At 62.7% G+C, this 18,539-nt stretch carries 12 protein-coding genes; 8 read left to right on the top strand and 4 right to left on the bottom strand.

Annotated elements, in window-relative coordinates; genetic code table 11:
* Window positions 1–8 precede the first annotated feature (8 nt).
* From ACEN84_RS05895 to ACEN84_RS05905, 3 genes are all read right to left on the bottom strand, one after another.
* Window positions 9–500 carry a tripartite tricarboxylate transporter TctB family protein gene (locus ACEN84_RS05895; RefSeq protein ID WP_112719700.1) on the bottom strand — a complete coding sequence of 164 codons (492 nt, stop codon included), beginning with the start codon at window positions 498–500 and terminating at the stop codon, window positions 9–11.
* The gene (locus tag ACEN84_RS05900; RefSeq protein ID WP_112719701.1) at window positions 497–1,441 is read right to left on the bottom strand and encodes a Bug family tripartite tricarboxylate transporter substrate binding protein; all 945 of its coding nucleotides are present in this window, start codon (window positions 1,439–1,441) and stop codon (window positions 497–499) included. Before ACEN84_RS05900 ends, ACEN84_RS05895 begins: the two co-directional genes overlap by 4 nt.
* Window positions 1,442–1,760: 319 nt before the next feature.
* Window positions 1,761–3,686 carry a methyl-accepting chemotaxis protein gene (locus ACEN84_RS05905; protein WP_199628988.1) on the bottom strand — a complete coding sequence of 642 codons (1,926 nt, stop codon included), beginning with the start codon at window positions 3,684–3,686 and terminating at the stop codon, window positions 1,761–1,763.
* A gap of 419 nt (window positions 3,687–4,105) precedes the next feature.
* On the opposite strand from ACEN84_RS05905, the gene ACEN84_RS05910 reads away from it, so the two are divergent.
* Window positions 4,106–5,065, top strand: coding sequence for an acetylxylan esterase (locus ACEN84_RS05910; protein ID WP_413710276.1), 960 nt, complete (start codon window positions 4,106–4,108; stop codon window positions 5,063–5,065).
* A gap of 7 nt (window positions 5,066–5,072) precedes the next feature.
* Here the strand turns inward: ACEN84_RS05910 and ACEN84_RS05915 are convergent, their stop codons facing one another.
* Window positions 5,073–6,137 carry an ABC transporter substrate-binding protein gene (locus ACEN84_RS05915; RefSeq protein WP_413710277.1) on the bottom strand — a complete coding sequence of 355 codons (1,065 nt, stop codon included), beginning with the start codon at window positions 6,135–6,137 and terminating at the stop codon, window positions 5,073–5,075.
* A gap of 134 nt (window positions 6,138–6,271) precedes the next feature.
* Between ACEN84_RS05915 and ACEN84_RS05920 the strand changes: the two genes are divergently transcribed.
* The 7 genes from ACEN84_RS05920 (at window position 6,272) to ACEN84_RS05950 (ending at window position 18,411) form a co-directional block, all read left to right on the top strand.
* Window positions 6,272–8,185 carry a TPR end-of-group domain-containing protein gene (locus tag ACEN84_RS05920; RefSeq protein ID WP_413710278.1) on the top strand — a complete coding sequence of 638 codons (1,914 nt, stop codon included), beginning with the start codon at window positions 6,272–6,274 and terminating at the stop codon, window positions 8,183–8,185.
* Window positions 8,186–8,211: 26 nt separating this feature from the next.
* Window positions 8,212–8,889 (top strand): response regulator, encoded by a 678-nt coding sequence (locus tag ACEN84_RS05925; RefSeq protein WP_413710279.1) that lies wholly within the window; start codon window positions 8,212–8,214, stop codon window positions 8,887–8,889.
* Window positions 8,886–10,268: a sensor histidine kinase gene (locus ACEN84_RS05930; RefSeq protein WP_413710280.1), complete on the top strand. Its 1,383-nt coding sequence runs from the start codon at window positions 8,886–8,888 to the stop codon at window positions 10,266–10,268. Before ACEN84_RS05925 ends, ACEN84_RS05930 begins: the two co-directional genes overlap by 4 nt.
* Window positions 10,269–10,377: 109 nt before the next feature.
* Complete coding sequence (locus ACEN84_RS05935) at window positions 10,378–13,701, top strand: DUF2126 domain-containing protein (RefSeq protein ID WP_413710281.1); 3,324 nt, start codon at window positions 10,378–10,380, stop codon at window positions 13,699–13,701.
* Window positions 13,702–13,712: 11 nt separating this feature from the next.
* Window positions 13,713–16,127, top strand: a complete 2,415-nt coding sequence (locus tag ACEN84_RS05940; RefSeq protein WP_413710282.1) for a circularly permuted type 2 ATP-grasp protein — start codon at window positions 13,713–13,715, stop codon at window positions 16,125–16,127.
* A 4-nt stretch (window positions 16,128–16,131) separates the two neighbouring features.
* Window positions 16,132–17,013, top strand: coding sequence for a transglutaminase family protein (locus ACEN84_RS05945; RefSeq protein WP_413710283.1), 882 nt, complete (start codon window positions 16,132–16,134; stop codon window positions 17,011–17,013).
* Between the two features lie 195 nt (window positions 17,014–17,208).
* Complete coding sequence (locus tag ACEN84_RS05950) at window positions 17,209–18,411, top strand: pilus assembly protein TadG-related protein (RefSeq protein ID WP_413710284.1); 1,203 nt, start codon at window positions 17,209–17,211, stop codon at window positions 18,409–18,411.
* Window positions 18,412–18,539: the final 128 nt, after the last annotated feature.

Below are 18,539 nucleotides of genomic sequence, written 5' to 3' on the forward strand. Positions count from 1 at the left end.
GCTGCACCTTAGAAGAACAGATGTTCAAGCCAGCCGGCAGGCAGCGTCAGCTGCAGCAGCTTGGAGAAGATCATCCAGACAATGAAACTGAAGACGATACCGACCGGGATCGAGATCCACAGCTGGCGCTTGCCGAAGCCGCGCGCCGTCAGGCCGAAGAGCAGGCCGGTAGCGATCGAGAAACCTGCGGTGCGCAGGAAAATCATCTGACAGGCCAGACCAGCGACCACCCAGAGAACTGGCGGAACTTCCTGGCGCTCGCGCTCCGGGAACTCGCCACGCCAGGCTTCCGCGACGGTCCACAGACCGAGAGCGGCAAGACCGAAGGCAACGAACTCCGGCACTGTCGCCGGACCGACGCGGTCGTACTGCGCAATCGCGCTCAGGTGAGACGCATCCCAGAATATCACGCCCGAGATTGCGAACAGAAAGACGGCAATAGCCAGCGCCGCCCAATCAGGGCGGCGCTTCGTTGCCGAGGGGGTGTTACCCTCGCTCATTTTACCAGTCCGATCTCTTTGAGAATGCCTTCGGTCGCCGAAACGTCCTTCTCGAGCTGAGCCTTGAACTCGTCGCCCGCGAGATAGGTGTCAGCCCAGCCCTTGGTCTTCAGCGTTTCCTGCCAGCCGGCAGACTTGTGCAGCTTTTCGACGTCGGCAGCGATAACCTTGACTTCCTCGTCCGTCAGGCCGGGAGCGGCTGCAACCATGCGCCAGTTCTGAATCGACACATCGGTGCCGGCTTCCTTCAGGGTCGGTGCATCGATGCCTTCGAGACGAGCGTCGCTCGAGACGGCGAGAAGGCGCAGCGTGCCGGCCTTAACCTGCGATTCGAACTCGCTGTAGCTGGAGATGCCGGCCGTGACCTGGCCGCCGAGAATAGCGGCAAGCGCTTCGCCGCCGCCGGAGAAGGCGATGTAGTTGACCTTGGTCGGGTCGACACCCGAAGCCTTGGCGATCAGGCCGGCCGTGATGTGGTCGGTACCGCCGGCAGAGCCGCCGCCCCAGGAGACCGAGCCCGGATCGGACTTCAGCTTGGCAACGAGATCGGCCATGGTCTTGATGTCGGACGATGCGGGAACGACGACCGCTTCGTATTCGCCGGTGAGGCGGGCGATCGGCGTAACGTTGGCGAGCGTGATCGGCGCCTTGTTGGTCAGGATCGCGCCGACCATGACGTAGCCGCCGACGATCAGCGTGTTCGGGTTGCCGGCGCTCTGGTTGGCGAACTGTGCGAGGCCGATGGTGCCGCCGGCGCCCGGTACGTTCTGAACCTGAACGTTGCTGGAAATGCCTTCCTGCTGCATCACCGACTGCAGCGAACGGGCCGTCTGGTCCCAGCCGCCGCCCGGCGCTGCCGGAGCGATGATGGTGTAATCGGCCGCAACGGCCGGCAGCGCGATGGCGGCTGCAAAGAGAGTGGCGATAAATGTATGTTTCAAGACGTGTCCTCCTTGAGCGCGGGCTTAATGCCGCGTCATTGCTGTCAGGGATCGGGGGAAGCACGGCCGCCGGCGAAAGAGCGATCAATCGCAAATGAACGGCAAGTCCTCCCGAAACTTCCTCCGCCTCCACGGAGAAGAAGTGTCCGAAAGCACCACAAGAAGCTGTCATTTAGCTGACATCGCCCACCTATCCAGTGTCCGTTGACACTTTTTTGCCGCAATTCTTTCGCCCAGGCACCCAAACGGCAACGGCCGGCCCGCCTTTCAGCGGACCGGCCGTTCGATCGAATTGCGATCTGTTTTCAGAAGGTTGGAATTAGAATTCCGACCATTCCTGCTGCACGGCGGCGTTGCCGTGGCTGCGATAGACCGGTGCAGCGGCCTTCGGCGCGCTGCGGGCCATTGCAGAGGCCGTGCGGCGCAGAGCCTCTGCATCGGAAGCACCCTGATGGTGATCGCCGGCCAGCTTGAAGTTGGCGATCAGGTCGCGCAGGCGGACTGCTTCGGAGGCGAGCGTCGCGCTGGCGGCATTGGTTTCTTCCACCATCGCGGCGTTCTGCTGGGTTACCTGGTCCATCTGGTTGACGGCGCTGTTGACCTCGGAGAGACCGGTCGACTGCTCACGGGACGAAGTGGCGATCGCATCCATGTGCTGGTTGATCGAGACGATCAGCCCCTCGATGGTCTTCAGCGCATCGCCGGTTTCACGCACCAGCTGGACGCCGCCCTGCACTTCGACGGACGAGTTGCGGATCAGGTCCTTGATCTGCTTGGCGGCTTCCGCCGAGCGCTGAGCAAGCTCACGCACTTCCTGGGCGACGACGGCAAAGCCCTTACCGGCTTCACCGGCACGCGCGGCTTCGACACCGGCATTGAGGGCCAGGAGATTGGTCTGGAAGGCGATTTCGTCGATGACGCCGATAATGCTGGAGATCTGGTTCGACGACTGCTCGATCTTCTGCATCGCGTTGACGGCGTTGGAGACGACCTGGCCGGAGCGGGCAGCGCTTTCATTTGCCTGGATCGCCACCTGGCGGGCCTCGTCGGCACGCTTGGAAGAGTTCGAGACGTTGACGGTGATCTCATCGAGCGCGGCTGCAGTTTCCTCGAGCGAAGCGGCCTGCTGTTCCGTGCGCTTCGAGAGATCGTCAGCACCGCTGCCGATTTCGCGGGTACCGGTGCCGATCGCGCCTGCCGAAGAGGAGATCGCCTTCATCGTGTTTGCAAGCTGCATGACGGCGCCGTTCAGGTCCTGGCGCAGTGGCTCGAAATCGGGCGCGAAGGCTTCGTTGAGCTGGAAGCTGAGATCACCATTGGCAAGGCGCTTCAGGCCAGCGGCAAGACCGGCGGTCGCTTCGCTGAGGCGTGCCTGGGCAGCGCTTTCGGCGTCACGCGTCAGCCGTTCGCGGTCGGCCTCGGCCTGGGCGCGGTTGGCTTCCGCATCGGCCTGCAGGCGCTGATTGTCGATCGCAGCCTGGCGAAACACTTCGACGGCCTTTGCCATCTCGCCGATCTCGTCGCCGCGATGGGCGTCGGCAACCGTCATATGCGTATCGCCATTGGCAAGGGCGCGCATCGAACCGGTGATCCGGCCGATCGCATTGGCAATGCCGGCAATGCCGAAATAGGCTGCACCGCAGACGAGCAGCGCGCTCATGCCGAGAATGACGCTGAGCAACAGCAGTGTGCGGCTGAATTCCGAACGGTTTTCGGCGGCAGCACTGGCAGCCAGTGCCTGGTTCGACTTCACGACCTTGTCGACGCTGGCGGCGAGCTCGTCGGCGATCGGGCCGAGATCCTTGTCGAAGGCATCGATCGCCTTCTGCTTTTCGCCGGCCTGGACGAGCGCAATCAGATTGTCGCCCGCGGAGACATATTTGGAGGACGTATCGTCGATCGAGGTGAAGGCCTCACGCTCGGCGTCGGTATCGACCTGATCCTTGAAGTCGGCAACGGCCTTCAGCAGCGCTGCCTGCTTCGACTTGATCTTCTTCACGAAGCCATCCGGACCGCCTTCGGTGCGGCCCATGACGTAGTCGCCGTAGGAGCCGCGCAGCGAGTAGCGCGCCAGCTGGATATCGGTCGCCTTCGAAACGCCCGGCAGATAGCTGGTCGCGAAGTCGTCGGCATTTTCGTTGAACGTGTTGAGGCTGCGCAGCGAAATAAAGCCGGTCAGGCCGAACAAGACCGCGATGACCGCGAATATCGCCACCATCGATGTTTTTACGTTTGGACGCTTCATGAAAAAGAACCTCTGAAAAAGGGGGCCCCGCGCTCTCGCGCTCCCCCGCCCCGTCATTGTGGAGAGATATGATTTGCAGCTTCATGCCGCCCGCACGGACATTCTGACGGCCCCGCGCAAGCCGTTTCATATCGAGAATAACCACCGGTTTTCGATTAATTTTCGCTAAATGCGACACAGAAAAAATAATAATAAAAACAACGAACTTGTAAAATCAGATGTAAAAAAGCGGCATTTTCGGCGACACTCGGACGAAGTAAATTTTTCTTACTTTCAGAGTAAAATTTTCTTTTGTGGGATCCGCATAAATATTATCACTTGAGAATATGCGTAAGTATAAATTCCCGCTCTCACCCAGCTTCAAAATAGCTGGATCAAAGCCGCTTGCGCACATCAGGCTTTCGGGAAATGAATGTGCCATGAGCATCCCAAAGCAACATCCGTTTCCCTTCGATCCCACCTACGGCGCCACCCTGTCGGCGCTGCAATCGATCCGTCCGCCGGAAGCGCCCGATGGCTTCGATGCCTTCTGGGAAGAGCGCTACTCCCGGGCACTCACCATCGACCCGACAACTGCCGTTTCGCGCAGCGAGACCGAGCATGCCCGCTGGCATGTGCTGGATATCACCTACGCCTCGACGGACGGCGTGATGATCGGCGGATGGCTGCTTTTGCCGAAGCACGGACAGGTGCGCCGCGGCCTCGTCGTCGGTCATGGCTATGGCGGCCGCGATCAGCCGGATCTCGACATACCCGTCGAAGACACCGCCGTTCTGTTCTTCTGCGCCCGCGGCATGTCGCGAAGTGCCCACCCACCAATCCCTAGTGAGGCGAGCGGCCATGTGCTGCATGGCATCGAGAGCCGCGACAGCTATGTCATCGGCGGCTGCGTCGAGGATATCTGGCTTGGCGTGTCGGCGCTGATCGCACTCTACCCTTGGCTCGATGGCGCGATCGGCTATTCCGGCGTCAGCTTCGGCGGCGGGCTGGGCGCCCTAGCGATCCCCTTCGACCGGCGTATCGACCGCGGCTTCCTGACTGTGCCGACCTTCGGAAACCGGCCGCTCTGGCTGCGGCTGCCGACCGTCGGCAGCGCCGATTCCGTGCAGCAATATCAGCGCAAGCACGGCAGCGTTCTGGAAACCCTGCGCTTCTTCGATGCCGCAACGGCCGCAACGCGCATCCGCGTGCCGATGCTCGTCGCACCCGCCCGTTTCGATCCCGCCGTGGCACCCCCCTGCCAGTTTTCCGTTGCCAATGCCCTGCCGGGCGAGAAGGAGATCTTCATCCTCGATGCCGGCCATTTCGACTATGACAGCGCGGCCGAACAGAATGACGAACTGAGAGGCCGGACCGCGGCCTTCTTCAAGGGACGCTGAGCCGGACTTACTGCCGGCGCAGCACCTCGTTCCAATGGGCGATCAGCCGTGCCCGCTTCACCTGATCGAGATAGACCATCAAACCGGGGCTGACCGGCACCGGCTTCAGCTGCGCGCCGAGCAGCTCCTGCATGGTGTTGGCAGTATTGTCACCCGCCACCTCGGGGCTCACGGCAGGTATCTGCAGCTCGCGCGCCATGATCGTCTGCCCCTCCTTCGACATGAAGAACGAGAGATATTGCCGCCCGAGTTCAGGATCGGCCGCTGCCTGCGGCACCAGCCCGATGCGTGACATGACGACCGTATAATCCTTCGGCAGCACGATCCCGACATCCGGATGCCGGGCCGCCCAGTCAGCGGCATAGGAGCCGAGGATGTTATAGCCAAGCACGAAGCGCCCGTCGGCAACGCGCTCGAGGATCGCTGAGCTCGTCGAGTAAAGCTTGACGCCCGCCGCACCCATGGCGCCGATCACCGACCAGATATCGCCGAACTGCTCCTGGTCGCGCGCCATGAACAGGAAGCCGACGCCCGACCGCTCGATGTCATAGGTGCCGATACGGCCATAAACGGCGTTGCCCTTGCGCGTGAGGTAATCGACGAATTCGGCACGCGACGACGGCACCGCCTCATGCTTGAAGCTCGGCTTGTGATAGACGAAGACGGCGGGTTCGAAGGTCAGTGCATAGGCGGTGTTGCGCCAGTTCGCCCATTTCGGCCATCGCCCGCTCATCGGCAGGTTGCTGACCTGCGCGTAACCGTCGTTGGACAGCTTTACCTGCAGGTCCATGGCCGATGAAAAGGCGAAATCAGCCGTCTTCTTGCCGGCATCGGTTTCCCCCACGATCCGGTCGTAAATCTCCCCGGTCAGCATATCCTCATAGCGGATCGCCACATCGGGATTGGCATGCTGGAAGCCCGTTATCATCGGCTTGGCAAGCGGCTCGTCCAGCGACGAATAAACCGTCAGCACCCTGGCATCCGCCTTGCCCGACTTTGCCGGATAGAAGGTCTGGTTGCCGTAAGCAAAGCCCGGACAGAGTATTAGTAAAAGAATGAAAAGTCTCCTCATGCCCCAAGGATTGCATGCGTGCAAAACGGGAGCAAGCGCCGATACTCTAGTCAAAGCGGCAAAATCGCAGTCGCCCCGCGACAAGAACTTCAAAAGAAGTTAAGCTAAATTAGACCGTTTTCATGGAGGGGATGTTGGAACGACGGCTGAGTGCAATACTCGCTGCCGACGTCGTGGGTTATAGCCGCCTGATGGGTATCGACGAGTCCGGCACCCTCCAGGCTCTCAACCGTCACCGCTGCGAACTGATCGATGTCAGGATCTCCGACTACAAGGGTCGGACATTCAAGCTGACAGGCGATGGAATGTTTGTCGAGTTCCAGAGCGTCGTGAATGCCGTTGCCTGCGCGGTCGAAATCCAGCGAAACATGGCGGCGCGCAACGAGGGCGTACCGAAGGAACAACGCATCGAATTCCGCATCGGCATCAATCTTGGCGACGTCGTCGTCCAGGATGGTGACGTGTTCGGCGATGGCGTCAACGTGGCGGCGCGGCTGGAAAAGCTCGCGCAGCCCGGCGGCATCTGCGTGTCCGGCTCGGTGCGCGATCAGGTCGGTACGCGGCTGAATGTCGGCTTCGAGCTGCAGGGCGAGCATGCGCTGAAAAACATCAAGCAGCCGGTGCAGGTCTATACCATCGACATCACCAAGGGTTCCGGCAGCAGCCGCAGCGCCACCCAGCGGCGCAACACCTGCTTCATCGCCGTCCTGCCCTTTACCAATATGAGCGGCGACACCGAGCAGGACTACTTCTCCGACGGGATCACCGAGGACATCATCACCGATCTCTCCAAGGTCTCCAGCCTGCATGTCGTGCCGCGCCACACGGTTTTCACCTACAAGGGGACTTCGGTGCGCATCAAGCAGGTCGCCCAGGAACTCGGCGTCCGCTATGTGCTGGAGGGCAGCGTGCGCATGGCGGGCACCCGCGTGCGCATCTCCAGCCACCTGATAGACACCACCGATGGCGACCACCTCTGGGCCGACCGCTATGACCGGAACCTGACCGACATCTTCGCCATTCAGGACGAAATCGCCAACTCGATCGTCGGCCAGCTGAAGATCCGGCTGCTGCCGGAGGAGCGCAAGGCGATCGCCGAAGAGCCGACCGCCAATGTCGAGGCCTATACCTATTACCTCCGCGGCCGGCAGCTCTCCCATACCTGGACGAAATCCTATCTGGTGCTTGCCCGCCGCATGTTCGAAAAGGCCGTCGAGCTCGATCCCGAATATGGCCGCGCCTATGCCGGCATTGCCGATTGTGACGCCGCCATCCGCGACTGGGATCCGGACCAAGTCTCCGTAGAGCAAATCCTGAAGGCGAGCGCCCGGGCGCTGGAGCTCAATCCTGATCTGGCCGAGGCCCATGCCTCGCACGGGCTGGCGCTGCATCAGAACGGCGAGGAGCAGCAGGCGATCGAATCCTTCGAGCGCGCGCTGGCCCTCGACCCGAACCTCTATGAAGCGAATTTCCACTACGGCCGCTTCTTCTTCATGCGCGGCGACTATGCGAATTCGGTGCATTATTTCACCCGCGCCGCCCATATCCGCACCGACGATTACGTATCGCCGATCCACCTGATGAGTGCCTACCGCTCGCTCGGGCGCGCCGCCGACACCGAAAACTGGGCAAAGCTCGGGCTGCTGCGCGCCGAACGCGCCCTCAACCTCAACCCGGAAAATTCCGGGCCGGCGCATCGCGGCGCGCTGGCGCTCGCCCATCTCGGCGATGCCGGGCGAGCCCGCAACTGGGCGGCGCGCGCCATCGCTATCGACCCGGATGATATCGTCGCGCAGTACAATCTCGCCTGCGTCTATTCCGTTCTCGGCGATGTGGACGAGGCGATGGTGCTCCTGGAAAGGCTGCTGGTGCGCAGTTCGATCTACCATATCAAATGGTTCGACAACGATTCCGACCTGGACAACGTCCGTACCCACCCGCGCTTCATCAGGCTGCGCGAGATTGCGCAGCAGGAAGAGGCAGCTCACCCCCGCATCAGCAAAAACACCGACAGCACGGCTGATGACAGCGGCACACCCGCCCTGTAATCTCCTTTCCAAAAAAGGAAACATCCGTGCGCATCCTGCTGACCGAAGACAATGTCGCGCTTGCCGATGGCCTGTCCGCGATCTTGCGCGGTACGGGGCATGCGGTCGATGTCGTGCATGACGGAGCCTCCGCCAATGCCGTCATCGCCGCCGAGAATTTCGATCTCGTCATCCTCGATCTCAACCTGCCGGAAATGGACGGCCTCGACGTTCTGCGCAACATGCGCGCCCGCCAGAGCAAGGCCGCCGTCCTGATCCTGACCGCCCGCGGCACGCCGGAAGAGCGCGTCCGCGGCCTCGATCTCGGCGCCGACGACTACCTGATCAAGCCCTTCGATATCGCCGAATTCGAGGCCCGCGTGCGTGTGCTCCTGCGCCGCCAGGCCGGGCTGCATTCGGCGACCGTCATGTATGGTCCTGTTTCCTTCGATCTCAATTCCCGCACCTTCTCGGCGGCCGACGTACAGATCGATATCCCCGCCCGCGAACTCGGCCTGCTCGAAATCCTCTTCATGCGCGCCGGAAAGGTCGTCGCCAAGGAAGCCATCATCCAGTCGCTGACGGCCTTCGACGACGACATATCGGCCAATGCGATCGAGCAATATGTCAGCCGCCTGCGCAAGCGGCTCGCGCCCTATGGCCTGACGGTCAAGACCGCCCGCGGCATCGGCTACTATCTCGACAAAATGACCGAGGCCGCATGAGCGCTGCCTATTCGCTGCGCCGCCGGCTGCTGTTCTGGCTGCTGATCTCGACCGCCATCATCGGAACGCTGGCGCTCGCCGATACCTATCGCGAGGCGATCCAGACTTCGAACATCGTCTCGGACCGCGTGCTCGCCGGCTCGGCGCTGGCCATCGCCGAGCGCGTCGTCGTCGCCGAGGACGGAACGCTCGAAGTCGACATACCCTATGTGGCGCTGGAAATGCTGACCTCCGCCGCCCAGGACCGCGTCTTCTACCGCGTCGACGGACCGCCCGGCGAGTTCATCACCGGCTACCAGAACCTGCCGACGCTTGCCGACATATCCGGCGAAGTCGCAGGCTTTGCCGATGACACTTTCCGCGGCGAGCCGATCCGCGTCGCCACGCTCCGGCGTTCGGCCTCGACAGGCATCCGCTCCGTGCCCTTCGCCGTCACCGTTGCCGAGACCACCATCGCCCGCCGCCAGCTCGCGCGAGCCATCCTGCTCCGCTCGGCGCTGCGCCTGCTGTTCATGATCGCGGGGGCGGCCGTCATCGTCTGGATCTCAGTCACTGTGGCGCTCCGCCCGCTCTACAAGCTCCGTGACGCCATCGGCGAGCGCAGCCCCGACGACCTGCACCCGATCCGCCAGTCGGTCCCGACCGAGGTCGAGCCGCTGGTCGATACGGTCAACAGCTTCATGGTCCGCCTGCAATCGGCGCTCGACGCGCTGCGCAATTTCACAGGCAATGCCAGCCACCAGCTGCGCACCCCGCTGGCAATCATCCGCACTCAGCTTGCGCTCTCCGCCCGCTCCGCGACCTTGGACGAAGCCCATCAATCCGCGCTGAAAGGCGATCAGGCGGTCGCTCACGCCGAGCGCATCCTTGCCCAGCTGCTGCTGATGGCGAAGATCGATGCCGCCACCGCCAAGGAAGCGCTGACGGCGACGGCGATCGATCTCACCCCGATCGCCCAGGAAATCACCGGCGAGCTGATCCCGACCGCCGCCGAGGCGGGGATCGATCTCGGTTTCGAAGGCGAAGGTGCCGCGATGATCCGCGCCGAGCCGCTGCTGATCGGTGAACTCCTGCGCAATCTCACCGGCAACTCCATCGCCTATGCCGGAAAGGGCGCCGAGGTGACCGTCCGCGTTTGCCGCAACGGCGAGACGGTGGCGCTCGAAGTCGAGGATAACGGCCCCGGCATTCCACCGGAAAAGCTTGAAGCCGTGCGCCAGCGCTTCTCGCGCGGCAACGATTCGGGCGCGCCCGGCGCCGGTCTCGGCCTGCCGATCGTCGAGGAGATCGCCAATCTCTTCAATGCCAGCCTGACGCTCGCCAACGGCCCGGATGGAAAGGGCCTCAAGGCTTCGGTCACCTTCGCAAAACTGTCGTAAAGCCTTCCAGCCGTTAACCTTTGTGCCTTGCATTCTTTCGCTGCATTGCACACTATCGCCTTGGGAACAGCTAAGCCGCACAACGATGCGGCGCCGGATAAGGCGAAATATGTCGATCAAGGCCAGCATCTATCATCTAACGCACTATACCTATGACAAGCCGGTCCGGCTCGGGCCGCAGGTCATCCGCCTGAAACCCGCCTCGCATTCGAAGACCCGCGTGCTCAGCCATTCGCTGAAAGTGACGCCGTCGAACCATTTCGTGAACCTGCAGCAGGATCCCTACGGCAACTATCTCGCCCGCTTCGTCTTTCCGGAGCCGGTCACCGAATTCAAGATCGAGGTCGATCTGGTCGCCGACATGACCGTCTACAATCCCTTCGACTTCTTCGTCGAAGAGGAAGCGACGAAATGGCCGTTCGATTATCCCGAGACCATCCGCGAAGATCTGTCGATCTACATGAAGCCCGAGGAGCCCGGCCCGCGGCTCAAGGCGCTTCTGGAAACGCTCGACTACACGCCGGGCCAGCCGACCGTCGATATGGTCGTCGGCCTCAATGCCCGGCTGCAGCAGCAGATCGGCTACGTCATCCGCATGGAAGCCGGCGTCCAGACGCCGGAGCAGACGCTGGAAACCGCCAAGGGCTCCTGCCGCGACACCAGCTGGCTGCTAGTGCAGATCCTGCGCCATCTCGGCCTCGCCGCCCGCTTCGTCTCCGGCTACCTGATCCAGCTGACGCCTGATCTGAAGGCGCTTGACGGCCCCTCCGGCACCGAAGTCGATTTCACCGACCTGCATGCCTGGGCGGAAGTCTATCTGCCGGGCGCCGGCTGGATCGGCCTCGACCCGACCTCCGGCCTGCTCACCGGCGAAAGCCATATCCCGCTCGCCGCCACCCCGCATTTCCGAAATGCCGCGCCGATCTCCGGCGGCTATTTCGGCGAGGCAAATACCGAATTCGCCTTCGACATGACGGTCGCCCGCGTCGCCGAGCATCCGCGCATCACCAAACCGTTCTCCGACGAGAGCTGGGATGAACTGAACGAACTGGGCGAGAAGATCGACCGCATTCTGGAGGCTGAAGACGTCCGGCTCACCATGGGCGGCGAGCCGACCTTCGTGTCGATCGACGATTTCGAATCCGCCGAATGGAACACCGCCGCCGTCGGCCCGACCAAGCGCGAAAAGGCCGATAGCCTGATCCGCAAGCTGCGCGAGCGCTTCGCGCCCGGCGGCTTCCTGCATTACGGCCAGGGCAAGTGGTACCCAGGCGAAAGCCTGCCGCGCTGGACCTTCTCGCTCTATTGGCGCAAGGACGGCATGCCGATCTGGCAGGACCCGAACCTGATTGCTGCCGAAGGCAAGGATACCGGCGTGACACCGGCCGATGCCGAACGGCTGATGACCGGCATCGCCCGCGAACTGGCAATCTCGCCGGACATGGTGCTGCCTGCCTATGAGGATCCCGCCGAGTGGATCGTCAAGGAAGGCAATCTGCCGGAGAATGTGGATCCCTCGAATTCGAAGCTCAAGGACCCCGAAGAGCGCAACCGCATCGCCCGCGTCTTCGAACGCGGCCTGACGGTTCCGACCGGCTACATCCTCCCCGTCCAGGCCTGGAACGCCCAGGCCTCCGGCCGCCGCTGGATGAGCGAGAAGTGGCAGACACGCCGCGGCAAGATCTTCCTCGTGCCCGGCGACAGCCCCGTCGGCTACCGCCTGCCGCTCGGCACCCTGCCCTATATCTCGCCCGCGCAATTTCCCTATATCCACACCGCCGACCCTTCGATCCCGCGTGAACCGCTGCCGAAGCTGATGACACCGCCCGGCCGCGCCATGCTGGAAGCATCCCGCCATGCCGAAGAGGGCGGCCAGACCCGCGTCGAGCAGACGATCGGCGAGATCGGTGGCTCCGTACGCACGGCGATGTCCGTCGAGCCGCGCGACGGAAGGCTTTGCATCTTCATGCCGCCGGTCGAGCGCATCGAGGACTATCTCGAGCTGATCGCCGCTGCAGAGCATGCCGCCCGCGACCTCGGTCTTCCCGTCCATATCGAAGGCTACTCGCCGCCGCAGGATGAGCGCATCAACGTGATCCGGGTCGCGCCCGATCCCGGCGTCGTCGAGGTCAACATCCACCCGGCTTCGAACTGGCAGGACTGCATCGACATCACCACCACCATCTATGAGGAAGCCCGCGAGACACGCCTCGGCGCCGACAAGTTCATGATCGACGGCCGCCACACCGGCACCGGCGGCGGCAACCATGTCGTCGTCGGCGGCGCCAATCCCGGCGACAGCCCGTTCCTGCGCCGCCCGGATCTCTTGAAGAGCCTCGTGCTGCAATGGCAGCGGCATCCCTCGCTCTCCTACATGTTTTCCGGCATGTTCATCGGCCCGACCAGCCAGGCGCCACGCATCGACGAAGCCCGTCACGACAGCCTCTACGAACTCGAAATCGCCATGGCGCAGGTGCCGATGCCCGGCCGCGGCGTCCCACCACTTCCCTGGCTCGTCGACCGGCTCTTCCGCAACCTCCTGACCGACGTCACCGGCAACACGCACCGCGCCGAAATCTGCATCGACAAGCTGTTCTCGCCCGACGGCCCAACCGGCCGCCTCGGCCTCGTCGAGTTCCGCGGTTTCGAAATGCCGCCGAATGCCCGCATGTCGCTTGCCCAGCAGCTCCTGGTGCGCGCGCTGATCGCCCGCTTCTGGATCAATCCTGCCGACGGCAAGTTCGTGCGCTGGGGCACCTCGCTGCACGACCGGTTCATGCTGCCGCATTTCGTCTGGGCCGATTTCCTCGATGTCCTCAACGATCTCCGGGAAAACGGCTTCGACCTCAGCCCCGAATGGTTCAAGGCGCAGCTGGAGTTCCGCTTCCCCTTCTGCGGCGAAGTCGAATACGAGGGCTCGAAGCTCGAACTGCGCCAGGCGCTGGAGCCCTGGCATGTGATGGGCGAGGAAGGCGCGATCGGCGGCACGGTTCGCTATGTAGACAGCTCCGTCGAGCGCCTGCAGGTGCGGCTGGAGACCAACAATGCCTCGCGCTACACCGTCACCTGCAACGGCCGGACGGTACCGCTGACGCCGACCGGCACATCGGGCGTTTCCGTCGCCGGCGTGCGCTACAAGGCATGGCAGCCTTCGTCGGGCCTGCATCCCGTCCTGCCGGTCAACACACCGCTCACCTTTGACATTTATGATACATGGTCGAAGCGTTCGATCGGCGGCTGCATCTATCATGTTGCCCATCCGGGCGGCCGCAACTATGACACCTTCCCGGTCAACGGAAACGAAGCGGAAGCCCGGCGGCTGGCGCGATTCGAACCGTGGGGACATACGGCAGGCGGCTTCATTCCGCGCGCCGAAACAGGTTCGCAGGAATTCCCGCTGACGCTCGATCTGAGACGCCCGGCAGGACTTTAGGCTAGGTTTTAATGGGCAAGAAACCGGCAACAGAGCGCAAGGCAGTCGAGAACCGCAGCGGCAACGATGCGATCCTCGATTATTCGCCATTGCCGGGCGTTGCCGACGAGATGGTCGACAACAACGGCGCCATCCGCCCGGTCTGGCAGCGCTTCCTCTCCGCCTTCGGCCGCGTGCCGAAGCCCGAGCTTGCCGAACGCTTCGCCCGTGCCGACCGCTATCTGCGCGACGCCGGCGTCTTCTACCGCGCCTATGGCAACAAGGGCACCGGCGAGCGCTCCTGGCCGCTCTCCCATATCCCGGTTCTGATCGACGAGCGCGAATGGCAGCAGCTGTCTGCCGGTCTCGTGCAGCGCGCCGATCTGCTGGAAGCAATCGTTGCCGATATCTACGGCAGCAATTCCCTCGTCCAGGAAGGTTTCGTGCCGCCCGGCCTGATCGCTTCCAACCCGGAATTCCAGCGTCCGCTCGTCGGCGTCAAACCGGCGAACGGCCACTACCTACATTTCTGCGCCTTCGAAATCGGCCGCGGCCCCGACGGGAACTGGTGGGTGCTCGCCGACAGGACACAGGCGCCGTCGGGCGCCGGTTTCGCTCTGGAAAACCGCGTGGCCACCACCCGCGCCTTCTCGGATGTCTATGCCGAAACGCCGGTGCACCGCCTCGCCTCCTTCTTCGGCGCCTTCCGCGATACGCTGCAGACGATGAAGCATTCGGGCGACGACCGCATCGCGGTTCTGACACCTGGCCCGGCAAACGAGACTTATTACGAACACGCCTATATCGCCCGCTATCTCGGCTTCATGCTGCTCGAGGGCGAGGACCTGACCGTGGTCAACGGCCGCATCATGGTGCGCACCGTTGCCGGCCTGAAGCCGATCGGCGTGCTCTGGCGCCGTCTCGATTCCGCCTATGCCGACCCGCTGGAACTGAACCAGAACTCACATATCGGCACGCCCGGCCTGCTCGATGCGCTGCGCGCCGAAACGGTGACTATCGTCAACGGCCTCGGCACCGGCATTCTCGAAACCCGCGCGCTGCTCGCCTTCATGCCGACCATCTGTCGCCGCCTGCTTGGCGAAGACCTGCGCCTGCCCTCGATCGCCACCTGGTGGTGCGGCCAGAAGGGCGAGCAGGAACATGTCGCTGGCAATATCGAGAAGATGGTCATCGGCCCCGCCTTCTCCCGCGCCCCGTTCTTCGACGACAATGGCGAATCCGTGCTCGGCTCTTCGCTGCGCGCCACCGCGAAGGATTCGATTTCCGATTGGCTGGGTAGCGACGGCCCGAAGCTCGTCGGCCAGGAAGTCGTGACGCTCTCGACCACGCCCGCCTGGGTCGACGGCAAGCTCACGCCGCGGCCGATGTCGCTGCGCGTCTTCGCCGCCCGCACCGCGAACGGCTGGCAGATCATGCCCGGAGGCTTCGCCCGCATCGGCGCCAGCGACGATGTCGAGGCGATCGCCATGCAATCCGGCGGTGCCGCCGCCGACGTCTGGATTGTCAGCGACAAGCCGGTCGAGCGCCATACGCTTCTGCCGGCCGAAGGCAGCTTCACCCGCAACATGCCGGGCAGCCTGCCGAGCCGCGCGGCGGACAATCTCTTCTGGCTCGGCCGTTACATCGAGCGGGCCGAAGGCGCACTGCGCATCCTGCGCGCCTGGCACGCCCGCTATGCCGAGGCCGCAGACCCGAACCAGCCGCTGCTGGCCGACGTCTCGGAATATCTGGCGGCGCTCGACATCGACACCGAGGAACCGGTGCCGGAAACGCTGCTGCGCAATATCGACAGCGCCGTCTACTCCGCCAGCAATATCCGCGACCGCTTCTCGCCCGATGGCTGGCTGGCGCTGAACGATCTTGCCAAGACCGCCCGCCGCTTCCGCATGACGGTTGCCGCCGGCGACGACGCCAGCCATGCGATGACCATCCTGCTCCGCAAGCTCGCGGGCTTTGCCGGTCTCGTCCACGAAAACATGTACCGCTTCACCGGCTGGCGCTTCCTGTCGCTCGGCCGCTATATCGAGCGCGGCCTGCATCTGACCCGCCTGCTCAGCCACATGTCCGGCCCCGATGCACCCGATGGCGCGCTCGACATGCTGCTCGAGATCGGCGACAGCGTCATGACCCACCGCCGCCGCTACAACGTCAACACCGCCCGGCTGACGGTGACCGACCTGCTGGCGCTCGATCCGCTCAATCCGCGCTCCATCCTCTTCCAGATGAACGAGATCCACCGCGAGGTGGAGCAGCTGCCGAACGCCTTCATCAACGGCCAGATGTCGCCCTTCTACCGCGAGGCGATGCGCCTGCATTCCGGCCTCGCCGTGATGACGCCGGAAACGATGAGCGTCGAGGTCTACAAGAAGCTGGAGCGCGAACTCGAAGCGCTCTCCGATCTGCTCGCACAGACCTATCTGGGGTGACGCCGTGCTCTACGACCTCTCGCTCCATATGGGTTACATCTACGACAGCCCGGCCTCCGGCGCCCGCCACATCATGCGGCTGATGCCGCTGTCCCTGCCCGACCGCCAGCGGCTGATCGCCGGCTCGATCACCATTTCGCCGTCACCCGACGAGCAGTCGCATTTCACCGATTTCTTCCGCCATCCCTCCACATCCTTCCTGCTGCGCTCGCCGCACGAAACGCTGGATATCCGCATGCAGGCGCGCGTCCAGGTGGAGAGCCATTCGATCGCCGCCGACTTCTCGCCGATGCTGACGGGCTTACCCGGAGAAGTCGCAGCCATCTGGTCGCTCGACCCGGAATCGCCGCACCATTTTCTGGGCGACAGCCCGCGCCTTAGCGAGACCAAGGCGATCTCCGACTACGCCCGCGGAAGCGCCGATGCCTCACGCACCGTGCTGCAGATAGCCACGGCCGTCTGCGCCCGCATCAACAAGGATTTCACCTACGACACCGAGGCGACCTCGGTGGACTCGACGCCGCTCGATGCCTTTGAGCTCAAACGCGGCGTCTGCCAGGATTTCTCTCATGTGATGATCCTGGCGCTGCGCAGCCTCGGCATCCCCGCCGGTTATGTCTCGGGCTTCCTGCGCACCATCCCCCCACCCGGCAAGGAACGCCTCGAAGGCGCCGATGCCATGCATGCCTGGGTCCGCGTCTGGTGCGGCAAGACGCTAGGCTGGGTCGAGCTCGACCCGACCAACAACATCCCTGCCAGCACCGACCATATCGTCGTCGCCTACGGCCGCGACTACAGCGATGTGGCGCCGGTGATCGGCGTGCTCAAGAGCTATGGCGGCCAGCGGGCGGTGCAGGCCGTGGATGTCGTGCCGCTGAAGCAGTGAAGCGCAAAGGCCCGTGCCATAGATATTAATGGGCCGATGTCACGAATATTCCGGCTTCAATATCAACGATGCATTGATACGCATAAGTTCTGTGCCGAAATCGTGAGTTGCATTCAATTTTAGGTTTTACCTTAAGGAGTACGGTAACAATCGGGCTGTAAACCGTCATGTTAACTCAACCCCTTTGCAGGTGACATGATGTCTCCCATTTCGACTTTGCTCTCCGAGGCATCCGCCCTGCTTCGCGATCGCTCCGGTAATTTTGGCATGGTGACCGCAATCGTCCTTCCGATTCTCTTAGGATCGGCAGGCGTTGCCATCGACATTTCGAATGTGGTCGTATCCCAACGTCAGCTCCAGGTCGCGTCTGATTCTGCTGCCCTCGCGGCGGCAAGCGCCCTTGCAGACGGAAAGGTAGCCGATACGGCGGCCGCCCAGCAGCTCGCCAAGGACTTTGTCGCCGGCCAGATGGCAAACTACCTCAGCGCAAGCGATGTGGCCTATCTGAAGAACAATGTCACCGTGAACATCGTGACAACCACGACGGCGACCGGCAAGAACTACAAGGTCAACGTCAGCGCATCTTACAACATGGGTCTGACACCGCTGATGAGCGTCTTTGGTAAGAAGACGGTTTCGCTCGCGAGCAACAGCGCTACGACCAGCGGCACGAGCGATACCAAGACCGCGCTTTCGATGGAGCTTGTTCTCGATCAATCCGGTTCGATGGGCTACAACACAAGCACCTGCGACACTTATAAAAAGAACGGCAGCTGCAAGACATACGTCATCAAGATCGAAGCTCTCAAGGCGGCGGCGGTTAAGCTGTTTGACGCGCTAGACAAAGCCGATCCCCAGCATGCGCTGGTTCGCACGGGTGTCATATCGTACAACAACGGCATTACACGCGATAACAACAACAAGATTATCGGCATCAGCCCGATGAACTGGGGTACATCGGTCGGTCGAACCTATGTATCGACATTGACGGCCAACGGCGGCACCGACGCAACAGAGCCCATGCAGTCCGCCACAACAGCCATCCAGAAGAAGGCCGATGGCTCCGACACCGAGGCGGTGGAACATACCAAGAAGGGCAATACAACGGTCGATCGCTATATCGTACTGATGACGGACGGTGAAATGACCGGCAACAGCTCCGATTGGAACAGTACAAAGGACAAGAACGTCCGCGACGCGTGCGACGCATCCAAGAAGGCCGGCATTCAGATCTTCACCGTCGCTTTCATGGCGCCGGACAACGGCAAGAGCCTGCTGAGATATTGTGCATCGTCGGGCAGCAATTACTTCGAAGCCGAGACGATGGAAGATCTCGTCGATGACTTCGACAGCATTGCACAGACCGCAACCCGTGCGCTGACTCTTCTGACCAACTAACCCGCCCAAATCCTCCCAAAACAAAAGCCGCTCCGGAACAAACCGGGGCGGCTTTTCGTTGTCTGCTAATCCTCTGTATCAAATCGGGAAAATCGATTGAAATCAAGTCCCGGGGCGGAGGGGAATGT

The sequence above is a fragment of the Rhizobium sp. Rhizsp82 genome, assembly GCF_047325115.1.
Taxonomy (GTDB): domain Bacteria; phylum Pseudomonadota; class Alphaproteobacteria; order Rhizobiales; family Rhizobiaceae; genus Rhizobium.